This window comes from Pseudomonas sp. TMB3-21 (assembly GCF_054898145.1).
The window spans coordinates 5,123,834-5,141,354 of sequence record NZ_CM142718.1 but is presented as its reverse complement, the minus strand read 5'-3'; the positions used below and the strand labels follow the sequence as shown (position 1 = coordinate 5,141,354).

20 protein-coding genes are annotated in these 17,521 nt (G+C 59.9%); 1 reads left to right on the top strand and 19 read right to left on the bottom strand.

All coding sequences use genetic code 11. The features are described 5' to 3' along the window. Positions 1-16: 16 nt before the first annotated feature. The 15 genes from ACYZTS_RS23430 to ccoN (ACYZTS_RS23360) form a co-directional block, all read right to left on the bottom strand. Entirely contained in the window at positions 17-700 is a 684-nt protein-coding gene (locus tag ACYZTS_RS23430) for a sulfite exporter TauE/SafE family protein (protein ID WP_028621416.1), read from the bottom strand. Beyond that, positions 693-911: a cbb3-type cytochrome oxidase assembly protein CcoS gene (gene ccoS / locus ACYZTS_RS23425; RefSeq protein ID WP_028621417.1), complete on the bottom strand. Its 219-nt coding sequence runs from the start codon at positions 909-911 to the stop codon at positions 693-695. Before ccoS ends, ACYZTS_RS23430 begins: the two co-directional genes overlap by 8 nt. Positions 912-935: 24 nt before the next feature. Further along, entirely contained in the window at positions 936-3,386 is a 2,451-nt protein-coding gene (locus tag ACYZTS_RS23420; RefSeq protein WP_461992380.1) for a heavy metal translocating P-type ATPase, read from the bottom strand. 138 nt (positions 3,387-3,524) lie between these two features. Then, positions 3,525-4,064, bottom strand: coding sequence for a FixH family protein (locus tag ACYZTS_RS23415; RefSeq protein WP_461992379.1), 540 nt, complete (start codon positions 4,062-4,064; stop codon positions 3,525-3,527). Positions 4,065-4,075: 11 nt separating this feature from the next. Then, positions 4,076-5,491 (bottom strand): cytochrome c oxidase accessory protein CcoG, encoded by a 1,416-nt coding sequence (gene ccoG / locus ACYZTS_RS23410; RefSeq protein ID WP_461992377.1) that lies wholly within the window; start codon positions 5,489-5,491, stop codon positions 4,076-4,078. Between the two features lie 205 nt (positions 5,492-5,696). Beyond that, positions 5,697-6,107 carry a PIN domain-containing protein gene (locus ACYZTS_RS23405; protein WP_461992375.1) on the bottom strand — a complete coding sequence of 137 codons (411 nt, stop codon included), beginning with the start codon at positions 6,105-6,107 and terminating at the stop codon, positions 5,697-5,699. Then, positions 6,107-6,361 (bottom strand): type II toxin-antitoxin system Phd/YefM family antitoxin, encoded by a 255-nt coding sequence (locus ACYZTS_RS23400; protein WP_461992373.1) that lies wholly within the window; start codon positions 6,359-6,361, stop codon positions 6,107-6,109. Before ACYZTS_RS23400 ends, ACYZTS_RS23405 begins: the two co-directional genes overlap by 1 nt. A 173-nt stretch (positions 6,362-6,534) precedes the next feature. After that, on the bottom strand, positions 6,535-7,518 hold the full coding sequence (ccoP, locus tag ACYZTS_RS23395) for a cytochrome-c oxidase, cbb3-type subunit III (RefSeq protein WP_028621423.1): 984 nt from the start codon (positions 7,516-7,518) through the stop codon (positions 6,535-6,537). Further along, on the bottom strand, positions 7,515-7,700 hold the full coding sequence (locus ACYZTS_RS23390) for a cbb3-type cytochrome oxidase subunit 3 (protein ID WP_461992371.1): 186 nt from the start codon (positions 7,698-7,700) through the stop codon (positions 7,515-7,517). The genes ccoP (ACYZTS_RS23395) and ACYZTS_RS23390 overlap by 4 nt, the downstream gene beginning before the upstream one ends. Positions 7,701-7,705: 5 nt before the next feature. Further along, positions 7,706-8,314, bottom strand: a complete 609-nt coding sequence (gene ccoO, locus ACYZTS_RS23385) for a cytochrome-c oxidase, cbb3-type subunit II (RefSeq protein WP_028621424.1) — start codon at positions 8,312-8,314, stop codon at positions 7,706-7,708. After that, positions 8,314-9,756 (bottom strand): cytochrome-c oxidase, cbb3-type subunit I, encoded by a 1,443-nt coding sequence (ccoN, locus tag ACYZTS_RS23380; protein ID WP_028621425.1) that lies wholly within the window; start codon positions 9,754-9,756, stop codon positions 8,314-8,316. The genes ccoO (ACYZTS_RS23385) and ccoN (ACYZTS_RS23380) overlap by 1 nt, the downstream gene beginning before the upstream one ends. 483 nt (positions 9,757-10,239) lie before the next feature. After that, the gene (gene ccoP / locus ACYZTS_RS23375) at positions 10,240-11,193 is read right to left on the bottom strand and encodes a cytochrome-c oxidase, cbb3-type subunit III (RefSeq protein ID WP_461992370.1); all 954 of its coding nucleotides are present in this window, start codon (positions 11,191-11,193) and stop codon (positions 10,240-10,242) included. Next, positions 11,190-11,399: a cbb3-type cytochrome oxidase subunit 3 gene (locus tag ACYZTS_RS23370; RefSeq protein WP_461992368.1), complete on the bottom strand. Its 210-nt coding sequence runs from the start codon at positions 11,397-11,399 to the stop codon at positions 11,190-11,192. The genes ccoP (ACYZTS_RS23375) and ACYZTS_RS23370 overlap by 4 nt, the downstream gene beginning before the upstream one ends. Positions 11,400-11,402: 3 nt before the next feature. After that, the gene (gene ccoO, locus ACYZTS_RS23365) at positions 11,403-12,011 is read right to left on the bottom strand and encodes a cytochrome-c oxidase, cbb3-type subunit II (protein WP_461992367.1); all 609 of its coding nucleotides are present in this window, start codon (positions 12,009-12,011) and stop codon (positions 11,403-11,405) included. Positions 12,012-12,021: 10 nt separating this feature from the next. Further along, positions 12,022-13,446 carry a cytochrome-c oxidase, cbb3-type subunit I gene (gene ccoN / locus ACYZTS_RS23360; protein WP_461992365.1) on the bottom strand — a complete coding sequence of 475 codons (1,425 nt, stop codon included), beginning with the start codon at positions 13,444-13,446 and terminating at the stop codon, positions 12,022-12,024. 95 nt (positions 13,447-13,541) lie between these two features. Here ccoN (ACYZTS_RS23360) and ACYZTS_RS23355 point away from each other — a divergent pair, with 95 nt between their 5' ends. Next, complete coding sequence (locus ACYZTS_RS23355; RefSeq protein ID WP_461992364.1) at positions 13,542-14,222, top strand: alpha/beta family hydrolase; 681 nt, start codon at positions 13,542-13,544, stop codon at positions 14,220-14,222. A gap of 40 nt (positions 14,223-14,262) precedes the next feature. On the opposite strand, the gene ACYZTS_RS23350 is transcribed toward ACYZTS_RS23355, so the two are convergent. The 4 genes from ACYZTS_RS23350 to ACYZTS_RS23335 form a co-directional block, all read right to left on the bottom strand. Then, entirely contained in the window at positions 14,263-14,598 is a 336-nt protein-coding gene (locus tag ACYZTS_RS23350; protein ID WP_461992362.1) for a type II toxin-antitoxin system YafO family toxin, read from the bottom strand. A gap of 6 nt (positions 14,599-14,604) precedes the next feature. Continuing rightward, entirely contained in the window at positions 14,605-14,751 is a 147-nt protein-coding gene (locus ACYZTS_RS23345) for a hypothetical protein (RefSeq protein WP_461992361.1), read from the bottom strand. A 238-nt stretch (positions 14,752-14,989) separates the two neighbouring features. After that, positions 14,990-16,555 carry a methyl-accepting chemotaxis protein gene (locus tag ACYZTS_RS23340; protein ID WP_461992359.1) on the bottom strand — a complete coding sequence of 522 codons (1,566 nt, stop codon included), beginning with the start codon at positions 16,553-16,555 and terminating at the stop codon, positions 14,990-14,992. Between the two features lie 104 nt (positions 16,556-16,659). Beyond that, entirely contained in the window at positions 16,660-17,451 is a 792-nt protein-coding gene (locus ACYZTS_RS23335) for a lysostaphin resistance A-like protein (RefSeq protein WP_461992358.1), read from the bottom strand. Positions 17,452-17,521: the final 70 nt, after the last annotated feature.

Sequence of the window (17,521 nt, the reverse complement as noted above, 5' to 3'; positions counted from 1 at the left end):
CGAAGGCTGCGATCTCCTAATGACCCATCAACCAATGCTGATGCGGGCCGGGCAGGGTCCAGAGGCCGAAGAGGATGACCAGCAAGCCGCCGGTCATGCGCACGCTGCGTTTGCGCAACAGCGCCGTGACGCGCTCGGCGGCCAGGCCGGTGGCGAGCAATACAGGCCAGGTACCGAGGCCGAAAGCCAGCATCAGCAATGCACTGTCGAGCGCATTGCCCTGGCTCGCTGCCCACAGCAACGTGCTGTAAACCAGTCCGCAGGGCAGCCAGCCCCACAGTGCGCCCAACAGGAGGGCGCGAGGCAGGCTCGAGACGGGCAGCAGTTTGTTGGCAACCGGTTGAATGTACCGCCACAGCCCGCGACCAAGGCTTTCGATGCGGGTGAGGCCGCTCCACCATCCCGCCAGGTACAGGCCCATGGCGATCAACAGCAAACCGGCGAGGACGCGCATGAACATCGCGGCGGGACTGTTGGCCACCGCCCATCCCGCCAGCCCGATCAGCAACCCCGCCGTGGCATAACTGAGAATTCGTCCAAGGTTGTAAGCCAGCAGCAAACGAAATCGGCGGCTGCGTTGTTCCTTGGGAATTGCCAGGGTCAGCGCACCCATCAAACCGCCGCACATCCCCAGGCAATGGCCGCCGCCAAGCAGGCCGAGGATTAGCGCAGACACCAGCAGTGGCGCCAATTCAAGCATGTGGTGGCGCCTTGTCGTCCGGTTTCACCGGCTGACCGCTGGCCTCATCGACGGCGGCCTGGTGATTCGGGTCCTGGTCGTCGAACAGAATGCTGTGGGCCGGGCCGTCGAGGTCGTCGTACTGACCGCTGTCGACTGCCCAGAAGAAAATATAGATCGCGATGCCAACGATCAGCAGCGCGGCCGGGATCATCACGTAGAGAGCTGGCATGGGTGAGCTCCATGCCCGCGCGGCTCAGGCCGGCAGCGGGCGGGTTTCTGGCGTGGCGTTGGCGGCGGGCGCGCTCGGCAGGCGAGTCAGGCGCAACGCGTTCAACACCACGGTCAACGAACTGATGGACATACCGACTGCGGCCCACACTGGCGTGATCCAGCCGAGGGCGGCAAACGGCAACATGAGGCCATTGTACAACCCGGCCCAGAGCAAATTCTCAATGATCACCCGCCGGGTCCGTCGAGCGAGACTGAAGGCTTGTACCAGCGCGTCGAGTCGATTGGAAAGCAGCACGGCATCGGCGCTGGTCTTCGCCAGATCAGTCGCCGAACCCATCGCCACGCTGATGTCGGCGGCGGCCAAAACCGGCACGTCGTTGACCCCGTCGCCGAGCATCAACACTTTGCGACCTTCCTTGTGCAGCTGCTGCAGCACCTGCAGTTTATCGTCCGGACGCAAACCGCCACGGGCTTCATCGATGCCCAATTGCGCCGCCACGCTGGCGACCATCGGCGAGCTATCGCCCGACAGCAACAGCGTCCGCCAGCCGCGAGCCCGGCAGGCGGCGAGCAGCGCGGGCGCGTCATCACGCAAACGGTCGTCGAGCACAAACCACGCCAGCGGCCCATCAGCGTCGCCAAGCAACAACCATTGGCCCGGTTCATCGGGCATCGACGGAACGGCTGCACCGCTCAATCCGCAGACAAATACCGGCTGGCCAATCCGCAGACGTTGCTCGCCCACCAGGCCTTCAAGGCCCAGCCCCGGGGTGCTCTGAACGTCTTCAGCCGCCGACGGTGCACGGCCAAACGCCCGGGCAATCGGGTGTTCGGAGCGATTTTCCAGGGCGGCAGCGAGGCTCAGGCATTGATCGCTGTCGAGCGCGCCGAGCGGACGAATCGCACGTAAGGCCAGGCGACCTTCGGTGAGCGTACCGGTCTTGTCGAAAATCACCGTGTCGATCTGGTTCAGGCCTTCCAGCACGTGACCGCGAGTCAGCAGCAAACCGAGTTTGTGCAACGTGCCGGTGGCAGCGGTAAGCGCCGTCGGTGTGGCAAGGGACAACGCACACGGGCAGGTCGCGACCAGCATGGCGAGGACAATCCAGAAGGCACGAGACGAATCCAGCTCCCACCAGACCAGGCCGATGACGGCCGCGGCAATCAGCGACAGCAGCAGAAACCATTGCGCGGCGCGGTCGGCAATTTCTGCCAGCCTTGGTTTTTCCGCCTGGGCGCGGTCGAGCAGGCGCACGATCGCGGACAGCCGCGTGTCGTGCCCGAGCGCCAGCACTTCGACCGTCAGCGCGCCTTCCACATTCAGTGTGCCAGCGGTGACGGCATCGCCGGGCGTGCGGGGTTGCGGCAGGTATTCGCCGGTCAGCAGGGATTCGTCTACGCTCGACTGACCTTCGAGAATCTTGCCATCCGCCGGGAGGATCGCGCCGGGATGCACCAGCACGCGATCACCCACACGCAATTCGCTGAGCAGGATGCGTTCGCTCTGGCCATCAGCGCTCAAGCGCAGGCACGAGGCCGGCAGCAGATTGACCAGTTGCGCGGTGGCGGCAGCGGTGCGTTCGCGGGCGCGGCGCTCCAGATAGCGCCCGGCCAGCAGGAACAGCGCGAACATGCCGACCGCATCGAAATACAGTTCACCGACGCCAGTGATCGAAGTCCAGATGCCGGCGATGTAGGCGCTACCGATCGCCAGCGACACCGAAACGTCCATGGTCAGATGCCGGGTGCGCACATCACGCATCGCCCCTTTGAAGAAAGGCGCGCAGCTGTAGAACACGATCGGTGTGGTCAGGAACAGTGCGACCCAGCGCAGAATGGTGTGCAGCTCGGGGCTGAGGTCGATGTTGAATTCCGGCCAGGTGGCCATGGTCGCCATCATTGCCTGAAACCACAGCAGGCCTGCGACGCCGAGTTGCCGCAGCGCCAGACGATTCTCGCCGGCCAGTTGTTCGCTGGCGCGGTCGGCTTGATAAGGATGACCGGCGTAGCCAATCTGGCGCAGCTCGCTCAGGACCTGGCTCAGCGGCAATTGCGCATCGGCCCAGCGTACATGCAGACGGTGATTGGACAGGTTCAGGCGCGCTTCGGCGACAGCGGGCAGGCTGCGCAAATGTTTTTCGATCAACCAGCCGCACGCGGCGCAGCTGATGCCTTCCATCAACAGGGTGGTTTCGGCGAGTTCGCCGTCGTGGCGGACGAAGGGTTGTTGCACGTCGGCGCGATCGTACAGCGCCAGCTCATCGACCAGTTGCACCGGCAAGCCTTCCGGGTTGGCCGAGGCTTCACTGCGATGCTGGTAATAATTTTCCAGACCCCCGGCCACAATGGCTTCGGCCACAGCCTGGCAACCCGGACAGCAGAACTCGCGGGTATCCCCGAGGACGGCGGCGGTGAAGCGGCTGCCAGCCGGGACGGGCAGGGCGCAGTGGTAGCAGGGGGTTGGCGTGGTCATCATTCGGATCTATGTCGTCTGGAAGGGCCTCATCGCGAGCAGGCTCGCTCCCACATTTGATCTGTGTCTTGCACAAAATGTTGTACACCAGAAATCCACTGTGGGAGCGAGCCTGCTCGCGATGCGCGAAGCGCGACTTTAGTTTTTCAGGTCCTCGGCGCCTTGCAGCGGTTCGTCACCCAGCAGCATGTCCTTGTCGTGGCTGACCTGTTCTTCCTCGAACATGCGCCAGGTCTGGCCGTCCTGCACGCCTAGCAACTCGACAAAGCGTCGACCTTCAACCTTGTCGTTCACCTGGCCGATATAACGACCCGGTTCGGAGCCGCTTTGCACCAGGCTGATCTTGCGATCTTTTTCCGGCTGGGTCGGCGAAATCAGGTTCAGCTCGAGGCTGGCCGGTTGGCTGTTGCCGTTCAGGCGCACATCGACTTCGCCAGTCTCGCCGTCCAGGTGCACGTTGGCGCGCAGCAGCAGGGTTTGGGCCAACAGTTCGCGGTCCAGTGACCGGTTGATGCCTTTGCCGGCTTCGTAATAGTTGTCGTTGACCAGGTTGTCCGGGTTTTTCACCGCGATGGTCACCATCGACAGGGTCAGCGTGACCGAACACGCGAGGATGCCAATGATGATCCATGGCCAAAGGTGTTTGTACCAAGGGCTTGCGGCGTTTGTTGCAGGCATGTTCACTTCTCTCAACGAATTTGTGGGCCGATGAATCGGCTCTTGGCTTCAACGTGAATCCCGGCGTCGTCGGCATCCTTGAGGATGAATTTCACCTCGTTGGTGCTCGACGGCAGCTTTTCCGGCGCCATGGAGAGCTCAACCGGCTGACTGAAGATTTCTCCGGCGGCGACTTTTATTTCGCGTCTGCCCTGCAGTTTGAGATCCGGCAGACCGACCGCGTCCAGCAGGTAAGTGTGATCGCGCTGGTCTTTGTTCATGATCTTCAGGCTGTAGACGTTCTCGATCCGGCCTTCGGCGTTTTCGCGGTACAGCACGCGATCCTTGCTGACGTCGAAGCCCACCAGCGAACGCATGAAAAACGCACCCGCGAGCAGCGCCATCATGGTCAGCAAGACCACGGCGTAACCGATCAGGCGCGGCCGCAGTTTATTGGTTTTCTGCCCCGACAGGTTGTGCTCGGTGGTATAGCTGATCAGGCCGCGCGGGTAGTCCATCTTGTCCATGATGCTGTCGCAGGCATCAATACAGGCGGCACAGCCGATGCATTCGACTTGCAGGCCATCGCGGATATCGATGCCGGTCGGGCACACTTGAACGCACATTGTGCAGTCGATGCAATCGCCCAGCCCCATGGCCTTGTAGTCGACGCCTTTCTTGCGCGGACCGCGGGACTCGCCGCGACGCGGATCGTAGGAAACGATCAAGGTGTCCTTGTCGAACATCACACTCTGAAAACGCGCGTAAGGGCACATGTAAATGCACACTTGCTCACGCAGCCAGCCGGCATTGCCGTACGTGGCGAGGGTGAAGAAGCCGACCCAGAAGTACGACCAGCCATCGGCCTGGCCGGTGAAGAAGTCGATGGTCAGCTCGCGGATCGGTGAGAAATAGCCAACGAAGGTCATGCCAGTGGCGAAACCGATCAGCAACCACAAGGTGTGCTTGCTGAACTTGCGCAAGAACTTGTTGGCGCTCATCGGCGCCTTGTCGAGCTTGATGCGCTGGTTGCGGTCGCCTTCGGTGACCTTCTCGCACCACATGAAAATCCATGTCCAGACGCTTTGCGGGCAGGTGTAACCGCACCAGATGCGGCCCGCATAAACGGTGATGAAGAACAGACCGAAGGCACTGACGATAAGGATGCCCGAGAGCAGGATGAAGTCTTGTGGCCAGAAGGTCGCCCCGAAGATGAAGAACTTGCGTTCGGGCAAATTCCACCAGACTGCCTGATGCCCGCCCCATTTCAACCAGACCGTACCGAAATACAGCAGGAACAGGCCAGCTCCGCCGATCATGCGCAAATTGCGGAACAGGCCGGTGAAGGCTCGGGTGTAGATTTTTTCTCGCGATGCGTAAAGATCGACGGTTTTGCTCGCGTCTTTGGCAGGCGGAGTGACGTCGTGTACCGGAATCTGGTTGCTCATCAGTTGCATCCCACGGCAGTGGAAGATTGCCTCGGTCAGTACGTGCCGACCGCGGTCAAAAGGGATATTGCAGTGGCGCAATGATACGCCTGTCGCTCGGGATCAAGGGTGCGACCTTTGGTCGCGTTGGGATAATTCAATTGATGGTGTAATGACTTGAATCAATTGACAGGTGAATTATGGACCGTTTCCAGGGCCGGAGCGCTTATTCAGCCCACGGGTTGAGCAAGGGGACGCCACTGGATTGAAAGTCACCGACGTTGCGGGTGACGACGGTCAGGCCGTGTACCAGTGCAGTCGCGGCGATTAGTGAATCGCTCTCGTTGGCGCGGTCTGGCACATGCAGACCCGCACAGCGCAATGCTACAGCGGCGTCAACCGGAAGGATGCGGGCATCGAACGCCGGCATGACATGCCGCTTGAGCCAAGTGCGCAATATCTTGCCCTGCGCGGCGTCCCGTCGCTCCATGCGCAGCACACCGGTTTCCAGCTCCTTCAAGGTGATCGCCGAGATGAACATGCGGGGCGCGATGACGCTCTTCGCCCAAGCCACAACGTTTGGGTCAGCGTGAGGTTTGCGCAGCTCGGAAATAACATTGGTATCCAGTAAAAACATCAAGACAGGTCCACAGGGCGATGAGTGATGACGGCGCGCTCGGTCTCGAACTCGATGTCTGCCGCTTCCGGCATCATCAACAGGTCGACAATACTTGCGTTGACGCCAGTGAGTTTTTGATAGTCCTCAATGCTTAGCAGTACATGAGCCGGCTTGCCACGGTCGGTGATTATGACCGGGCCTTGGCGCGCGGCTTTTTTGGCACTGCTTGTGTCCTGGTTGAATTCGCGGCTGGAAATAGTAGTGATCGACATGCTTGCCGTCCTGTGTGAGATTGCTTGTAGCAACGTTACTACCTCAAAAATCATCTCACAACCCGGAAGTGACGAAATAGCCTGCCTTCGGTCGCGCGGTCAGAAAAAAAGGTAAAAAAAAAGGCCCCGTCCATTCACATGGGCGGGGCCTTTCCATTGCATCGAAGTATGCCTTATTGCTTGTCTTCCGCCGGAGCTTTCTCGCCATGCGAGAGGCTGTAGACGTAAGCGGCCAGCAAATGAACCTTGTCGTTGCCTTGCAAATCCTGCTGCGCAGGCATCTGGCCCTGGCGACCGTAACGGATGGTCTGCTGCAGTTGTGCGAAGCTCGAGCCGTAGATGAACGCGCCCGGATGTGTCAGGTCAGGTGCGCCCATGGCCGGCGTGCCTTTACCGGCAGGACCGTGGCAAGCCACGCAGTTGGCCGCGAACAATTTCTGCCCGGCGACCGGGTCAGCCTTGGCGCCTTCCGGCAGCTTGCGGCCATCCAGGTTGGTCACGACGTACGCAGCAACATCAGCCACGCCTTGCTCGCCGATCACTTCCGCCCAAGCTGGCATTACGGCGTGACGACCGCCCATGATGCTGGTCTTGATGGTTTCTGCCTCACCGCCCCAGCGCCAGTCGGCGTCGGTCAGGTTCGGGAAGCCATAGGCGCCTTTAGCGTCGGAGCCGTGGCAGACCGAGCAGTTGGAGGCGAACAGACGGCCACCCATCTTCAGGGCTTGCGGGTCCTTGGCGACTTCTTCGATAGGCATGGAAGCGAACTTGGCGAAAATCGGCCCGAAACGGGCGTCCGACTTGGCCATTTCCTTTTCCCACTCGTGAACGCCGGTCCAGCCGCTCTGGCCGTTGGCGAACGCGGTCTGCTTCTCGTTATCCAGGTAGTTGTAACCTGGCAGCAGGCCTTTCCAGTTGCCCAGGCCCGGGTACAGCACCAGGTAACCCAGCGCGAAGATGATGGTGCCGACGAACAGCATGAACCACCATTTTGGCAGTGGGTTGTCGTACTCCTCGATCCCGTCGAAAGAGTGGCCGACTGTTTCTTCCGTCTGCTCGGCGCGCTGACCCTTGCGGGTGGACAGCAGCAGCCAGGTCAGGGCGAAGATGGTGCCCAGACTGAGGACTGTGACGTACAGACTCCAGAACGTAGTCATTCTTTGTTACTCCTAGAAGCTTGCTCGACGTGCTTGATGGCTTCGGGATCATCCGCGAAAGGCAGCAAGGTCGCGTCTTCAAACTCCGACTGGCGCTTGGGGCTGAACACCCACAGCGCCAGTCCGATGAAGGCCACCATTACAACAACGGTGCCCAGGCCACGAATCATCCCGATATCCATCTAAATCACCGTTTGCTTTTGATGATGGTGCCCAGGCCTTGCAGATAGGCCACCAGCGCGTCCATTTCGGTTTTGCCCTTCACTGCATCCCTGGCACCGGCGATGTCTTCGTCGGTGTAAGGGACGCCGAGCGTGCGCAAGACTTCCATTTTCTTCGCGGTGTCTTTGCCGTCGAGCTTGTTTTCCACGAGGAACGGGTAAGCCGGCATTTTCGACTCCGGCACTACGTTGCGCGGGTTGTACAAATGCGCACGCTGCCAGTCATCGGAGTAACGACCGCCGACACGGGCCAGATCCGGACCGGTGCGTTTGGAACCCCACAGGAACGGGTGATCCCAGACGCTTTCACCGGCTACCGAATAGTGACCATAGCGTTCGGTTTCAGCACGGAACGGGCGGATCATCTGCGAGTGGCAGCCGACACAACCGTTGGCCATGTAGACGTCGCGGCCTTCCAGTTCAAGCGCGGTGCGAGGCTTCATGCCTTCCACCGGCTTGTTGGTGACATCCTGGAAAAACAGTGGAACGATTTGCGTCAGGCCGCCGATGCTGACGGCGATAACCATGAAGAAGGCCAGCAGGCCAATATTCTTCTCGACTGCTTCATGCTTCATCAGTGAGCTCCAACTACAGCAATCTGTTCAGCAGCTTTGGCTTCAGCCGGGTTCGAGGCACGTACGGTACGCCATACGTTGTAGGCCATGAACAGCATGCCGCTGGCGAAGAACGCACCGCCGACGGCGCGGACGATGAAGCCAGGGTGACTGGCTTGCAGCGCTTCGACGAACGAGTAGGTGAGGGTGCCGTCATCGTTGATTGCACGCCACATCAGACCCTGGGTAATGCCGTTGACCCACATCGAAGCGATGTAGAGCACGGTACCGATGGTCGCGAGCCAGAAGTGCGTGTTGATCAACGCGATACTGTGCATCTGCGCACGACCGAACAGTTTCGGGATCATGTGATAGATCGCGCCGATCGAGATCATCGCTACCCAGCCGAGCGCGCCGGCGTGTACGTGGCCGATGGTCCAGTCGGTGTAGTGCGAAAGCGAGTTGACGGTCTTGATGGCCATCATCGGGCCTTCGAAGGTCGACATGCCGTAGAACGCCAGCGAGACGACCAGGAAGCGCAGGATCGGGTCGGTGCGCAACTTATGCCAGGCGCCCGACAGGGTCATCATGCCGTTGATCATGCCGCCCCAGCTTGGCGCCAGCAGGATGATCGACATCGCCATGCCCAGCGACTGCGCCCAGTCCGGCAGCGCGGTGTAGTGCAAGTGGTGAGGGCCGGCCCAGATGTACAGGGTGATCAGCGCCCAAAAGTGCACGATGGACAGGCGATAGGAGTAGATCGGGCGCTCGGCCTGCTTCGGCACGAAGTAGTACATCATCCCGAGGAAGCCGGTGGTCAGGAAGAAACCCACCGCGTTGTGACCGTACCACCACTGGATCATCGCGTCCGTCGCACCCGAGTAGGCCGAGTAGGACTTGAAGAGGCTGACCGGCAGCGAGGCGTGGTTGACGATATGCAGCATCGCCGTCACAACGATAAAAGCACCGTAGAACCAGTTGCCGACATAGATATGCTTGGTCTTGCGCTTGACGATGGTACCGAAGAACACCAGCGCGTAAACGATCCACACAATGGCCAGCAGAATAGCCAGCGGCCATTCCAGCTCGGCGTATTCCTTGGTGGTGGTCAGACCCATCGGCAGGGTGACGATTGCGCCGATGATTACTGCTTGCCATCCCCAGAAGTGGAAGGCCGCAAGGCTGTCGGAAATCAGTCGCGTTTGGCAGGTTCGCTGCACGACGTAATAAGAAGTGGCAAACAGTGCACAACCACCGAAGGCAAAAATCACCAGGTTGGTGTGCAACGGGCGCAGGCGTCCAAAGCTCGTCCATGCCAGACCGAAGTTCAACTCCGGCCAGACCAGTTGCGAGGCGATGAAGACACCGAGCCCCATGCCAAGGATCCCCCAGACCACCGTCATGATGGCGAACTGGCGGACTACCTTATAGTTATAAGCAGTCGGACTGATTGCTGTGCTCATTCTAAGGTTCCACGGTTTGGGTGTTTTATTAGGAGTAAAAATCGGCCGCAAGTATGTAGAAAGCGGGGGGTCATTGCAACGCGCCATGACCTGCGTCAATGCTTTCAGAAGCTGATTCTGCGGCCTTTCCATGCGCCGCGTAAGGGCAAAATTACCCATGGACAAAATGTCGCAGTGAGCGAACAGGTCAGAGGGTTCAAGTCATCTGTAACGGGGTGTGTTCAAACGCAGAGGGCAGGATAATGTCCGTAATGAGCACCATAGCCGTTAACTACCTGCCTTTGCGGCCTGTCCTTGAGCAAAAGTGTTCAAACACATCAGATGAAATCGACTATTTACCGGCAGATATTCGCCGCATCGGGGAAAGCTTAGACCCGAATGCGGGGAACCGAAAGGCGTACCAAGGGAGGGTGCGACACTTGGTCGCAAAGGGGCAGGGAACTGCCGCATTCCGCTGGAATGCAGCAGTAGAGCGGTCGAGAACTATTCGCTTTTGCGTTCAGCCTGCAGGCGTTCTGTATCCAGCCCATGCGAGAGGCTGTACACATAAGCCGCCAACAGTTGCACTTTATCATTGCCGAGCAACTCGTTCTGCGCCGGCATATGACCCTGACGACCATGGCGTATGGTCTGCTGCAGTTGCGCCAGGCTCGTCCCGTAGATGTAGCCGGCCGGTTGCGTCAGATTCGGCGCGCCCATGGCCTCGGTGCCTTGACCGTTGGCTCCATGACAAGCCGTGCACGTGGCGGCGAACGCTTGCTGCCCGGCCTGCAGATCGGCACTGGTGTCCGCTGGCAACGGCAACCCGGCCAGTTCATGACGTACATAAGCGGAGACATTCTTCACGCCCGCCTCCCCGAGAATCTCACCCCAGGCCGGCATCGCCGCCATGCGCCCGCCCATGATCGTGGTCTTGATCATTGCTGCTTCACCACCCCAGCGCCAGTTATTGTCGGCGAGGTTGGGAAAACCGAACGCGCCCTTGGCGTCCGAGCCGTGGCACACCGAACAGTTTGAAGCGAACAGGCGTCCGCCCATTTTCAGCGCTTGCGGATCTTTGGCCACTTCCTCCAGCGGCATCGCGGCGAATTTGGCGAAGATCGGCCCGAACCGGGCGTCCGCCTTGTTCATCTCCCTTTCCCATTCGTGGACGCCGGTCCAGCCGTCCTCGTACCCCGGCAAAATGCCTTTCCAGTTGCCCAGGCCGGGATAAAGCACCAGATATCCGACGGCGAATACCAGCGTGCCGGCGAACAGCATGAACCACCACTGCGGCAGTGGATTGTCATACTCCTCGATGCCGTCGAAGCTGTGGCCCATGGTCTGATCGACGCTGCCCTTGGTTTCGCCCTTGCGCGTACCGATCAGCAGCCAGGTCAGGCCGATCAGGCTGCCGATGGTCAGTACGCAGATCCACGTACTCCAGAAAGTAGTCATGGCCGGGTACTCCTCGTGACGGGTTCTTGGGGGCTGTCGGTGGGTGGCTCGTCGGCAAACGGCAACAGGCGCGCTTCGGCGAAATCGGCATTGCGCTTGCGATTGAAAACCCACAACGTCAGCCCGATGAAGGCCACGAACACCACGACCGTGCCCAGGCCGCGGATCATTCCGCTGCTGATCTCACTGATGATTTCAAAGGGCATGGCTCACCTCTTGCTCTTGATCGCAGTGCCGAGCACTTGCAGGTAGGCGACCAAGGCGTCCATTTCGGTCTTGCCCTTGAGCGATTCCGTGGCGCCGGCGATGTCTGCGTCGGTGTACGGCACGCCGAGGGTGCGCATTGTCCTGATCTTGCTTTCGGTGTGGCTGCTGTCGAGTTGATTGGCCACCAGCCACGGGTAGGCCGGCATTTTCGATTCCGGCACGACGTTGCGCGGGTTGTACAAATGCGCGCGGTGCCAGTCTTCGGAATAGCGACCGCCGACCCGCGCCAGGTCCGGACCGGTGCGCTTGGAGCCCCACAGAAACGGGTGATCCCATACGCTCTCTCCGGCCACCGAGTAATGCCCATAGCGCTCGGTCTCGGCGCGGAACGGCCGGATCATTTGCGAGTGGCAACCGACGCAGCCTTCGCGGATGTAAATGTCGCGGCCTTCCAGTTGCAATGCAGTGTACGGCTTCATGCCTTCGACCGGTTTGTTGGTCACGTCCTGAAAGAACAACGGGACGATCTGGGTCAACCCGCCGATGCTCACGGCCAGGACCATCAGCAGCATCAGCAGGCCGACGTTTTTCTCGATTGTTTCGTGTTTCATGGCGGACTCCTCAAGCCATCTGCGCGGCAGCGGCGACTTCGGCAGGCTGCGAGGCCCGCACGGTGCGCCAGGTGTTGTAGGCCATCAGGAACATGCCACTGAGAAAGATCGCGCCACCGACCAGGCGCACGACAAAGCCCGGGTGGCTGGCCACCAGGGTTTCGACGAAGGAGTAGGTCAGCGTGCCGTCTTCGTTGATCGCGCGCCACATCAAGCCCTGGGCGATGCCGTTGACCCACATCGAGGCGATGTAGAGCACGGTGCCGATGGTGGCGAGCCAGAAGTGCGCGTTGATCAGGCCGATGCTATGCATCTGCGCGCGGCCGAAGATTTTCGGAATCATGTGGTACAGCGCGCCGATCGAAATCATCGCCACCCAGCCGAGTGCGCCGGCGTGAACGTGGCCGATGGTCCAGTCGGTGTAGTGGGAGAGGGCGTTGACGGTTTTGATCGCCATCATCGGGCCTTCGAAGGTCGACATGCCGTAGAACGCCAGCGACACCACGAGGAAGCGCAGGATCGGATCGCTGCGCAACTTATGCCAGGCGCCCGAGAGCGTCATCATCCCGTTGATCATCCCGCCCCAGCTCGGTGCCAGCAGGATCAGTGACATCACCATGCCTAGCGACTGCGCCCAGTCCGGCAGCGCGGTGTAGTGCAAATGGTGCGGCCCGGCCCAGATGTACAGGGTGATCAGCGCCCAGAAGTGCACAATCGACAGGCGATAGGAATACACCGGGCGCTCGGCCTGTTTCGGCACGAAGTAGTACATCATCCCGAGGAACCCGGCAGTCAGGAAAAAGCCCACCGCGTTGTGCCCGTACCACCACTGCACCATGGCGTCGGTCGCCCCGGCGTACACCGAATAGGATTTTCCGAAGCTCACCGGCAGCTCTAGATTGTTGACGATGTGCAGAATCGCCACGGTGATGATGAACGCCCCGAAAAACCAGTTGCCGACGTAGATGTGTTTGGTCTTGCGCTGCATGATCGTGCCGAAGAACACCACGGCGTAGGCGACCCAGACAATGGTGATCAGAATGTCGATCGGCCATTCCAGTTCGGCGTATTCCTTGGAGCTGGTGTAGCCCAGCGGCAGGCTGATGGCCGCCAGCAAAATCACGACCTGCCAGCCCCAAAAGCAGAATGCGGCGATTTTCGGTGCAAACAACTGCGTCTGGCAGGTGCGCTGCACCGAGTAGAACGAGCTGGCGAACAGCGCGCAGCCTCCAAAAGCAAAGATCACCGCGTTGGTGTGCAATGGGCGCAGGCGGCCGAAGCTAGTCCACGGCAAATCGAAATTGAGTTCGGGCCAGACCAATTGAGCCGCGAGAAAAACCCCGAGACCCATGCCGACGATGCCCCACACCACCGTCATAATGGCGAATTGGCGGACCACCTTGTAGTTGTAGGCGGTACTGATAGAAGTGTTCATGGTTCCCCATCCACGGTTCAGCCGAAGTGATCGCGCTTGCCAAAAGCGGCGCGTCCCTCGTCTGGAGTTATAGGCAGACTAAAAGCGAGGCAAGCATGAACAAACAGCACAAGGCCAGTATTGACGGGGATCAATGGGCGCAGTGTGTGCGCGAACATGGCTGGCTGTGGAATGCGGCGGCGGCACCGGCCTCGGCCACGCTGATTCTGGCCCATGGCGCCGGCGCGCCGATGGACAGTGCCTGGATGAACGACATGGCTGGACGCCTTGCTGCGCATGGGATCAACGTGCTGCGCTTCGAGTTTGCATACATGGCGCAACGGCGTGTCGACGGCGGCAGACGGCCACCCAACCCTGCGCCGAAACTGCTGGAATGCTGGCGTGAGGTGTACGCCGTGGTGCGACGCCATGTCACTGGGCAGTTAGCAGTCGGCGGCAAATCCATGGGCGGGCGGATGGCCAGTTTGCTCGCGGATGAATTGGGCGCGGATGCGCTGGTGTGCCTGGGGTATCCGTTTTACGCGGCGGGAAAACCGGAGAAACCTCGGGTTGAGCATCTGGCCGCTTTGAAAACGCCGACGCTGATTGTGCAAGGCGAAAGGGATGCGTTGGGCAATCGCGAGACGGTTGAAGGGTATGAGTTATCGGCGCAGATCGAGGTGTTCTGGTTAGCCGCGGGGGATCATGACTTGAAGCCGTTGAAGGTTTCGGGGTTTACCCATGAGCAGCATTTGGCGGCGGCTGCGCAGGCCGTGGTCAGTTTTTTGCACCGATGATTGCGCCAAGGCCGATCCACCGATCAGCCCTTGTCTGGAGCTAGAAGTCATTCAGGTCAGGAAAATGAAGCTTGCCCACTATCCAGGGTTCGACAATTTCGCACTGTATCGTTCGAAGAAATGAACCCCATTCTCCTCGGTTATGGGCGTCTGGACCTGTGACCGTCAAGAGCAAATACTCATCACGGAAAGTGTCATAGGCGTAGATCAGCCAGAAATCATTGGCAGCGTCGCCGAGTGCAGCCGTGCGGTAATACTGGCCCCGGCCAAAAATACCGGGTAACTCACTGCATATCTTGTAGTTGTAAAAGTGCGCAGCGAAATTGTGCCAGTTACTCATTTGTTCAAACAGCGCTGAGATCTTGACCGCTGGCATCCAGGCCTACTTCGTAATGGGGAGCCTGCCAGTGATCACAAACTTATCGAACACTTTCTGTCCATCACGCGCGGCTTGCCGAACATCCAGGAATGTCAGTTCATCACGAACTTCCTTTTTGCCGGGTTTGTCGGTCTTTCTGGTGGTGGCCATCGGAGCCTCCGAAGGATGTGTATTCATGCTGACCAGCTTATGTGAATAAGTTTTGACCGGCAAACAATTGAGCTCGGCTCTGAGACAGGCAAGTCGGTGGATTCTGGCTGGGTTGTAGGCTTTGGCCCATAAATTTGTAGTCTTGGGAAATCAGTGGAAATTTGCCGGATATTTCATTCAGGATCGACAATAAAAAACCCGGAAGCTTTCGCTGTCCGGGTTTTTTTATAAGCATCGATCAGCGGTTAAACCGCTCCACCAGCGAATACTGGGTATTCGCCGTCTTCGTCAGCTCTTCACTCAGCAGTGCCGAGTGCTGCGCCTGCTCGGACGTTTGATCCGCCAGCTGGGAAATATTGCTGATGTTGCGACTGATCTCCTCAGCCACTGCGCTTTGCTCTTCCGTTGCCGCCGCAATTTGCGTGGTCATGTCGGTGATGTTTGCCACCGCTTCGCTGATCCCCACCAGCGCCTGATCCGCTTCCAGCACCCGCGCTACACCTTCTTCGGCCTGACGATGTCCGGCTTCCATGGTTTGCACGGCAGTGCTCGCGGTGTGCTGCAGCTTGGCGATCAGGGCATGAATCTGTCCGGTCGATTCACTGGTGCGCTGCGCCAGTTGGCGAACTTCGTCAGCCACCACCGCAAAGCCGCGACCCATCTCGCCGGCACGCGCCGCTTCGATCGCTGCGTTCAGTGCCAGCAGATTGGTCTGGTCGGCGATGCCTTTGATCACGTCGACCACGCCGCCGATTTCATCGCTGTCCTTGGCCAGTTGCGTGACGGTTTGGCCCGTTTCGCCGACCACCACCGACAAGCGCTGAATGGCCTCGCGGGTTTCCCCGGCAATATCGCGACCACGTCCGGTCAGGCGATTGGCTTCCTGCGTGGCGTCGGCCGTGCGCTGCACGTGGCTGGCGACTTCCTGGGTGGTGGCAGCCATCTGGTTGACTGCGGTGGCGACCTGCTCGGTCTCCACGCGCTGACGTTCCAGCCCGGTCGAACTGTTGTGTGCAAGGGTGTCGGATTGCTTGGCTTGCTCGGTCAGGTGCTCTGCCGTGTCCTGCAGACGGGTCAGGCAGGTTCTCAGGCGGGCCTCCTGACTGAGAATCGACATTTCCAGACGCGCCTGAGCACCGCGGCTGTCGGTGTACATCTGCGCGATCAGCGGGTCGGAGGTGGTCTGTTCGGCCAGGCGCAGCAGGCGCTTGAGGCCGCGTTGTTGCCAGCTCAAACCGAGCAGGCCCAGTGGCACCGACAGGCCTGCGGCCAAAGCAAAGCCCCACTGCGATGTGAGCGTCGCGCCGATCATGAAGCTCAACTGGCTGACCAGAATGAACGGCAGCCAATCCTGAAGCACCGGCAGCCATTTGTCCGTGGAAGGAATGGCCGACTTGCCCTGGTTGATGCGTTGATAAAGCGCTTCGGCACGGCGGATCTGCTCGGCAGTCGGTTTGACCCGAACCGATTCGTAACCGACCACCTGCTTGCCTTCAAACACCGGCGTCACGTAGGCGTTAACCCAGTAATGGTCGCCGGTCTTACAGCGATTCTTGACGATGCCCATCCATGGCAGGCCTTGTTTCAATGTGCCCCACATATGCGCGAACACCGCGGCCGGCACGTCGGGGTGACGGACCTGGTTGTGCGGCGCACGGATCAGTTCGTCACGCGAAAACCCGCTGATCTCGACGAAGGCGTCGTTGCAGTAGGTGATCACGCCCTTGGCATCGGTGGTGGAAATCAACCGCTGCTGAGCCGGAAAAGTCCGTTCGCGTTGTGTAACAGGCTGGTTGTTGCGCATGGCTTTTTCAATCCGTGAGGCTTTGGGAGGTTGTCGGCGCCGTCAGGAATTTATTGAAGTTAATTTTTCAATAATCAGCGGCGCGTCGCAAAACCAGCGTTGCGTCAGCCGGCGAGCATCGGGTAGGTAAAAAGGCCGAAGTGCAGCAAGTTCAAGCCGAAATGGGTGGCGATGGCTGCCCCGAGCCCACCGAACCGGTAAGCCAGCCCATAACCTAGCCCGGCCAGCCCGGACAGCAACACCCACTGCCAGCCCGCGCCTGCGTGCACCAGGCCAAACAGCAAGGATGCGAGCAGCAACGCCAGATCCTCGCCATAAGGCAAGTGCTTGAAGCGCCGGCTCAGACCGCCCTGGATGTAGCCGCGAAACAGTGCCTCCTCGACCAGCGTCACCAGCAGCAGGTTATTGAGCACCCACAGCCACGCCTGATCGGGCCATTTCGGCGCCCAACTGATCAGCCCCAGCAACAGTGCGCCGCCCAGCGCCAGTACGCTGCTCAGTACCAGTCCCGACATCGCGGCATAGCAGGAAAGACGCAGAGAACGCCGCCCGACGATCCATGGGCAGACCAGCAACAGCCAGAACCCAATCAGCGGTTTGTCCAGGTTCAGGTACATGGCGAAACGCACCGCATCATCGGTAAAACGTTGTGGCGCGATGACACGACCACCGTAGAAACCCGGCAACCAGTGCAACGCCAGGGCCAATGCCATGAACAGGAACAGCGCGTGACCGAGGTAAGGCGCAATGCGAATCTCCCGCTGGCACACGGCAACGGCGGCGATCAGCAGCAACACCACCGAAAGTGTGGCGAGCCAGCTAACATGGCCGAAGATCAGCGCGAGTGCGTAGCCGAGGGAGAGGAGGGCGAGATACGTCCATGGCAGGGCGGGCATTTGATGTCCTAGTGTCAAGATTCCGCAGGCACCACTTATTTCCCTACAGGGGGAGTTAGTGTTGCTCGCG